Here is a 7,371-nt window from a genome sequence, read left to right as displayed (position 1 = left end):
TGAATGAGATCCTGTTCGATCGTGGCCTGACTGATGCGGATTTTGACCAAAATGCGTTGCAACGTGCCCGCTAGCTGGTTAGCTAGCGTGAAGATAAAGTCTAAACCTTTATGGGTGATGGGGCTGTGCTTTGCTTTCTGTGCTGCACCTGCAGTCGCTGAAGCAAACATGCAGCGGCAGGTGCAACCGAATGAAACGCTGTGGCGCATCGCCAGTGAGATCCGGCCTGATCACAGTGTCAGTATGGCGCAAGTGATACAAGCGATACGCGAGTTGAACCCGCAGGCTTTTCAACAGGGTGATTTGAATCAATTGCGTCATGGCGTTATCTTGCAATTACCAAGCCGCGAACAGATGGTGCAGCAGAATCCAGATGCCGCCGAGCAAGCTCTTGCAGAGGCACGAGTTGCTCTGTTGGCATCAGCTCAGCAGCCAGCAGCGGTAACAAAGGCTGCATCGGTAGATCCGTCAGCTATCGAAAACAGGTCTGTCGTTGTGGTCGCTGAGTCAGCCCCAACTGAGCAGCCAGAGACTTCCCCGGTAAACTCGGCTGTGCATAACACCCCGCCATCCAATCCTGGTACCTCACAAGGGGCAGCAACCAGAGCTGTAACAACTACTTCATCGGCTGAACCGGAACCTGGTTTTTGGCAGCAGGTCGAGTGGTTTTCGCAGCTGAATCTGATGCCGCGCTGGTATCCTCAGGCAGGTTTGCAGCAACAGGCACAATGGCACAACAGTGTCAGCTTTGAACTTGAGGGCTACTGGCAGTCGGATGACCGCAGTCACACCTTGGTGTTTTCGCCCTATATTCGGTGGGATCAACGGGACAGTGCCCGTCATTTACTGGATATTTCCGAAGCTTACTGGTTGTATTATGGCGGTGACTGGGAGTTACGGGCGGGTATCAATAAGGTCTTCTGGGGCGCAGTTGAGTCACAGCGGCTGGTCGATGTTATCAATCAGCGGGATTTGTTGGATAGACCGGATGGTGAGAGTAAGCTGGGGCAGCCCATGCTGCAACTGAGTCTGATCCGTGACTATGGTACTGTGCAGGCGTATTTACTGCCGTATTTTCGCGAGCGCAAATTTGCTGGTGAAGAAGGGCGCTTGCGTTTGCCGCAGCTGGTGGACAACTCGGCCGCTTTGTATGAGTCGCGGCAAAAGCGCAGCCATCTGGATTGGGCACTGCGCTGGTCACAACAGTTTAGTAGTCTGGACTTGGGGCTAAGCTATTTTCAAGGCACGGCACGGGAGCCTGTGTTGTTGCCAGCAGAGCAGCAGTTGGTGCCTTACTATCCGCAATTGAAGCAGTTGGGGCTGGATGCGCAGTGGGTCCTTGGCTCCTGGCTATGGAAAACCGAAGCGGTTTATCGCCATACAGAGGCAGAGCATTCCAAGGCCCTGGTGACCGGTTTTGAATACACTCAGGTTGGCATTAATGAGTACTTTTGGGATCTGGGCTGGCTGCTGGAATATCAGTACGATAGCCGGGGCCTGGCAGCTACCACCATTGCCCAGAATGATCTATTTGTTGGCTGGCGGTTGGCACTCAATGATGCTGCTGGCTCGGAAATTTTGTTTGGCATGATGCAGGATCTAGATCGAAGTCACAGTCGCAGTGCTTACCTTGAGGCGTCTACCCGACTGGGTGAACGGTTCCGATTGCGTGTCGATGGCTGGTTATTTCACAGCCGCTATCCGGACGAGTTACTGTATTGGCTGCGGCGTGATGATTACATTCAACTAACGCTGGAGTACTACTTCTAAGGCTCGCCTAAGTCGGATGTATGTTTGCCAAACACTGGGATGGTGAGCTGCCACTTAATGGCCGCCAGTCGCAGTGCAAGCAGGCTGCTCATGCCAAGCAGCATGGCTAGCAGGGTCGTTGCGCCGGCCATTTGTGCCAGAATATAGACGGCGCCGCCAAAGATACAAGTAAAAGCGTAAAGCTCACCGCGGAACACCATTGGGATTTCACGACACAGTACATCACGAATCATACCGCCGGCGACCCCACTCATAGTACCCATCATCACGGCTACAAAATAAGAGGTGCCATGATCCAGAGCCTTTTGTGTACCCATAATGACGAAAAATGCCAGACCAATAGCGTCAAAGAATTGCAGGGTATTGTTGGGGATGGTTAGCCGTTTTCTTAACAGCACTATGGTAATGAGCGCGGCGCTGAAAATCGCAATAAAGTAATTATTGTTGTTCATCCAGACCACAGGCACATCCAACAACACATCGCGCAGGCTACCACCACCAATGGCAGTGACCGTAGCCAGTACCAGTACGCCAAAGCCATCCATCTGTTTACGCCATGCGGCTAAAGTACCGGAGATGGCAAAAACAGCAACTCCCATTAAATCAAACCAATGCAGATAATCCATGTACCATAACCCGGTGTCGCGACCATTGCTGATATGCTAGCATGCCATTCAATCTGAAGGATAGCTATCTTGAGTCGCGGCAATCGTCGTGCTAAGCCGAGGAACTATGAATAAAAAACTACTTATTCCAGTGGTGCTGTTAGGGGGGGGGTTGGTTGGATTACAACTGGTCAACCATCAGGCGACCAGAGCCATTAAAACACAAATTGCCGAGGTTAATCAGTCCTATGCAGAGATGGCTGAGCAGGGCTTATTGCCGGCATTGCAGCTGCAGTACCAGAGTGTGCGTGCCAGTGTGCTGCGGTCTCGTTACCAGATTGAAGGGGTTAGCCTGCAGCTGCAAGGGCTTGGAGAGCTATTGACGATTGAGCAGGTTGAGCTGAATGGTATAAAGCCTAATCGTTTATCTGACCAGGGCAGTGTACGTGTGCGTAGTCTGGCCCTAGGCGGAGGAGCTAAGCTGTTTGTTCCCGCCGAGTTGTCGGACTTTGCTGCCAGTTTAAAAGTGCACGGTGATTACAGTTACCAGTACCAGGCAAGTAATGGTCTGCTTGAGCTAGCACAGCAAACCCGTATTAATGATGAATTTATGGTGCGCTATCATTTACAGTTCACGGAGATGCAGGCCGTTTGGCAAGAGCTGAGCAGAATCACAGCGATGAGCTCGGCTCAGCAACAAGCGATGATGGACTCTGACGCCTATGTTGAGCAATTCACCGCGGCTGCGATGGCTGCAGCTCTGTCTGGCGGTGAGATCCGTATCGAGAATCACGGCTTTTTGCAGCGACTGCTTTCCTTGACAGCAGCTCAAGGACAAACACCAGACTTTAGTGTGCTGCAGGGCATGGCGTTGATGATGCTATCAACAGCCGAGGCATTGCCAGCGGAAATACGGCAAAAGCTGATTGTTTTTGTGCAGCAACCAGAGTCCTTAACACTCTTTTTTCAGTTGCAGCAGCCGTTGCGTTTCGCTGAGTTGGAACAGGGGGCAGCTTTTCAGACTTTGGAAAGTCTGGATGATTTACTGGAGTTTGCTGGTGTTCGGGTAAGCGTAAATGATTAGATGATAACAAGAAGGGCAGCCATCGGCTGCCCTTCTTTCTTCTGATGTGATTCAAGCCAGCTCAGTTGTTAATCTGCGCCAGTGTCTGCGCTGCTCGGTAAATAAAGCTTTCAATTCCTGATACTGTTTTTGAATATTCAGCTCGGCATAATGCTCTTGCAGGCTGCTTTGTAATTGTTGCTTGCGCTGCAGCAGCAGACTCTTCTTCAATTCATAATAAGCCTGCATCCGCTCCATTAACAGCTCATACTCCAGTTCAATCTTATGCAAGATTTGTTCTGCATCCGGCAAGGCCGACAACCGAGCCCTGGCACGTTGTAACTGCATCGTAGCTTTGGCCTGCTCGATGCGCTCCTCTGGGCAGGTTCGTAACTTGCTGGCCAGGCCTACCCAGGAGCATGCTTTGATCAGCCACTTGGTGGGATCAAAGTGCCACCATTTAATGCCATTGCGGTAATCGTACTCAAACAGATGATGGAAGTTATGGTAGCCTTCCCCATAGGTCAGCAGAGCCAGCACCCCATTGTCCCGGGCGGTATTCTGATCGGTATAGGTCTGTTTGCCCCAGATATGGGCCAGTGAGTTGATAAAAAAAGTGAAATGGTGACTGAGCACTAAACGCAGAACCCCCACCAGCAGGATCATGCCCCAGAGGTTGCCAAACAGCAGGCCTAATAAAATCGGAATGCCAATGTTGGTGGCCAGGACCAGTGCCAAGTAGTGTTTGTGCTGCCAGCGCAGAATTTTGTTTTTCTGCAAATCACGTACATTATCATAGGTATAATGATCCGGTCCCTGATAATCGCGCAGCATCCAGCCGATATGGCTGAACCAAAAGCCACGTTTGGCGGAATAGGGATCCTTGTCATTGTCATCAACATGACGGTGATGCACCCGGTGATCAGATGCCCAGTGAATGGCGCTGTTTTGTAGCGCAAAAGCACCGCCAATGGCAAAGATAAATTCCAGTATTGGATGCGCCTGATAAGATTTGTGTGACCACAAACGATGATAGCCAGCGGTAATTGACATTCCGCAGTAGCCAAGGCATAACATCATGGCAATGATTTCTGCTTTGCCAAAGCCAACAGCGATGGCGTACCAGGGCACTGCAACCAGAGCTACCAGGAAAGTACTGCTAAAGACCAGAATGTTGGTCCAGATAAGTGGGGCTTTTTGCATAAATAATTTTCAGCTTACAAATGTACGCCCAATGTACCGGTGCTGTATGTACAGGTCAAGCTGGATCCGATGAATGACAGTGAAAAAGAGACGCCCTAGTGAGCCGAGCGGAACAAAAAGAGAAAACCAGGCGCGCCATTATTAACGCAGCTTTTCAGCAACTGAGCGCGGACAAAAGCTTTGCCAGCCTTAGCCTGCGTGAGGTAGCAAGAGAAGCGGGTATAGCGCCAACCTCTTTTTATCGTCATTTTTCCGATATGGATGAACTGGGCTTGACGCTGGTGGATGAAGCCGGCCTGATGCTACGTCAGCTGATGCGACAGGCTAGGCAACGCATTGTGCATAATCGTAGTGTAATCCAGACGTCGGTTGAGACTTTTATGGAGTTTATTATGCAGCACAGTAATGTGTTCCGCTTGCTGCTGCGTGAACGTTCTGGCACCTCGGCTGCGTTTCGCAGCGCTGTCGCACGTGAAATTCAGCATTTTTGTGCTGAGCTGGCTGATTACCTTCGTAAAGAAAACAAGTCCACGGCGGAAATGGCATTGATTCAGGCGGAAGCCATGGTGATTCTGGTATTTCATGCTGGTGCTGACGCGCTGGATGCCAGTGATGAAGTTCGGCAGCGCATTACCACGAAAACCATTCAGCAATTGCGTTGGCTGGCCGGAGGCAGTAAACCTCCGGCTGTGTGATCTATGGTGACGTTTTTTTTCGTAGCCAGACACCAGACTCCAGATGATGGGTGTAAGGAAACTGATCAAAGACGGCAAAACGTTCGATACGATGCGTTTTATCCAACTCGTCCAAATTAACTTTCAGCGTCTCCGGGTTGCAGGAGATATAAATAATATCGTTAAAGCGACTGACCAATTCTACTGTCGCCGGATCCAGACCTGCCCGTGGTGGGTCTACCAACACGGTATTGAGCTGAAGCTCAGATAAGTCGAGCTGCTTCAATTTACTGCCTTGAAGTAAGGCTGCTGACACATCTTCAGCCGATATTTGCAGCACTTGTACATTGTTGATCTGATTCAGGTGGCAGTTGTACTGTGCTGAACGAATGGACTTTCGGGAGATTTCGGTAGCAATCACCTGGTCAAAATGTGCAGCCAGTGCCAGTGAGAAATTACCATTACCACAATACAACTCCAGCAAGTCGCCTTTTAGTTGAGTTGCCACATCGCATGTCCAACTTAACATGTGTTGATTTACTTCACCGTTGGGTTGGGTAAAGCTGTTTTCAATTTGCTGATAGCGCAGTGTTCTTTGTTTTACCTGCAGTTGTTCAATGATGAAGTCGCGATCCAGTTCAATTTTCTGTTTACGAGCACGGCCAATCAGATCCAGCGGTGCATAGTCTGCCAATTGCTGTTTCAAAGTGTTGGCTGCCTGTTGCCAGTTTTCATCCAACGGACGTTTGTAGATCAAGGTAATCAGTAGCTCGCCACTTAAGCCAGTCAGGTAATCAATTTGATATAAGCGGCGGCGCAGCTCATCATTGCCTTTCAGTAGTTGCAGCAAGACCGGCATCATGTCGCTGATGCGTTTATCGGCGATAGGAAAATGATCAATACGGACACGCTCTTTGGTCGACGGGTCAAACATAATATGGAATAAGTCATCCCCCTCATGCCAGACACGAAACTCTGCCCGTAACCGATAGTGCTCACTTGGAGAGCGGAATACTTCGGCTTCAGGAAGCTGCAAATGTTGTAACAAGGCCTGCACAGATCCAAGTTTGGACGTCAGCAGAGCTTCGTATTGGTCGGGAAAAGTTTGTCCTGGGCGCATGCGGCATCCTGATAAAAAGCGTAAAAGCGCGATCTTACGTTTTTTTATACTGGCTGCCAAATACAAAGAGGCAGCGCTGGTTGGAGCGCTGCCGGGAGTGCAGTTAACTTTCCTGTCGATCTTTTGCTTCGCGCACTTTCAGTGTTCGATCCTGAAATTCGCTGTCATTTAACGCGTTGATCATTTTTTCTGCGTCTTTGGCGGCCACTTCAACAAAACCAAAGCCACGTCGACGTCCTGTCTGCCGATCTTTCATCAGGCGAACATTGAGCACCACGCCTTTGGTCTCGAATAACTGCTGCACCGATTCCTCATTTGCGCGGTAAGGCAGATTGCCAACGTAGAGTGTCGCCGTTTCGCCCTGATAAATATGCTCCACCATATCATCACTCAGGTTAATGGCATTGCCCTTTACATCGCGCAGAATGGGTACCAGTACACCGCAAAGTAAAACACCCAACACGACCAATACAGGTGCAGGCCAGGCAGGATCTAGCAGGAAAAAAACCAGATAAGCAAGAATCGCCACCGCAAGGGTATAAGGCAAGGTGGCTCGTAACGTAGGTAACATAAGATATATCCTATAAGAGTCAATAAATTAGTTCGGTAAAAACCTGCAACACAGGTGGTTTAATCTTAGCGGTTGCTCGGGAACTAGCCAACTGAAATCTAATAAAAGACAAATTTGCGTTTTCAGCCTTGACAGCACGGTTTAAATCCCTAAAATGGCGCCCTCGCTTGGAGATGGGCTTGAAGCCCTCAAAAAGCGATGAGAAGTGAAGCGGATTGTTGAAATATTTTCGAAACCGGCTTGACTTGCTACGAGGACGATGTAAAATGCGCGTCCTGCTTCGGAATGAAGCACTGCTCTTTAACAATTCGCAATCAATTATCTGTGTGGGTACTTGTGTTGATACGTGCAAACGAATAATCAGT

7 protein-coding genes are annotated in these 7,371 nt (G+C 49.7%); 3 read left to right on the top strand and 4 right to left on the bottom strand.

Annotated features, from left to right (window positions below; translation table 11 throughout):
* Positions 1-168: 168 nt before the first annotated feature.
* Positions 169-1,770: a FimV/HubP family polar landmark protein gene (locus tag JJU14_RS15695; protein ID WP_228614665.1), complete on the top strand. Its 1,602-nt coding sequence runs from the start codon at positions 169-171 to the stop codon at positions 1,768-1,770.
* On the opposite strand, the gene JJU14_RS15690 is transcribed toward JJU14_RS15695, so the two are convergent.
* Complete coding sequence (locus JJU14_RS15690; RefSeq protein WP_228614664.1) at positions 1,767-2,396, bottom strand: trimeric intracellular cation channel family protein; 630 nt, start codon at positions 2,394-2,396, stop codon at positions 1,767-1,769. The genes JJU14_RS15695 and JJU14_RS15690 overlap by 4 nt on opposite strands.
* A gap of 106 nt (positions 2,397-2,502) precedes the next feature.
* On the opposite strand from JJU14_RS15690, the gene JJU14_RS15685 reads away from it, so the two are divergent.
* A complete protein-coding gene (locus tag JJU14_RS15685) occupies positions 2,503-3,459 on the top strand; it encodes a hypothetical protein (protein WP_228614663.1) in 957 nt (318 codons plus the stop codon).
* Positions 3,460-3,510: 51 nt separating this feature from the next.
* On the opposite strand, the gene JJU14_RS15680 is transcribed toward JJU14_RS15685, so the two are convergent.
* Positions 3,511-4,641: a fatty acid desaturase gene (locus JJU14_RS15680; RefSeq protein ID WP_228614662.1), complete on the bottom strand. Its 1,131-nt coding sequence runs from the start codon at positions 4,639-4,641 to the stop codon at positions 3,511-3,513.
* Positions 4,642-4,739: 98 nt separating this feature from the next.
* On the opposite strand from JJU14_RS15680, the gene fabR reads away from it, so the two are divergent.
* Complete coding sequence (gene fabR, locus JJU14_RS15675) at positions 4,740-5,336, top strand: HTH-type transcriptional repressor FabR (RefSeq protein ID WP_228614661.1); 597 nt, start codon at positions 4,740-4,742, stop codon at positions 5,334-5,336.
* 1 nt (position 5,337) lies between these two features.
* Here the strand turns inward: fabR and trmA are convergent, their stop codons facing one another.
* Positions 5,338-6,435, bottom strand: coding sequence for a tRNA (uridine(54)-C5)-methyltransferase TrmA (gene trmA / locus JJU14_RS15670; protein ID WP_228614660.1), 1,098 nt, complete (start codon positions 6,433-6,435; stop codon positions 5,338-5,340).
* Between the two features lie 103 nt (positions 6,436-6,538).
* On the bottom strand, positions 6,539-7,006 hold the full coding sequence (locus JJU14_RS15665; protein WP_228614659.1) for an RNA-binding protein: 468 nt from the start codon (positions 7,004-7,006) through the stop codon (positions 6,539-6,541).
* Positions 7,007-7,371: the final 365 nt, after the last annotated feature.

Origin of the sequence: Alkalimonas sp., from assembly GCF_020831925.1 — a bacterium.
In the GTDB taxonomy this organism is placed as follows: Bacteria; Pseudomonadota; Gammaproteobacteria; order Enterobacterales; family Alteromonadaceae; genus Alkalimonas.
This window is presented reverse-complemented; position numbering and strand designations above follow the sequence as displayed.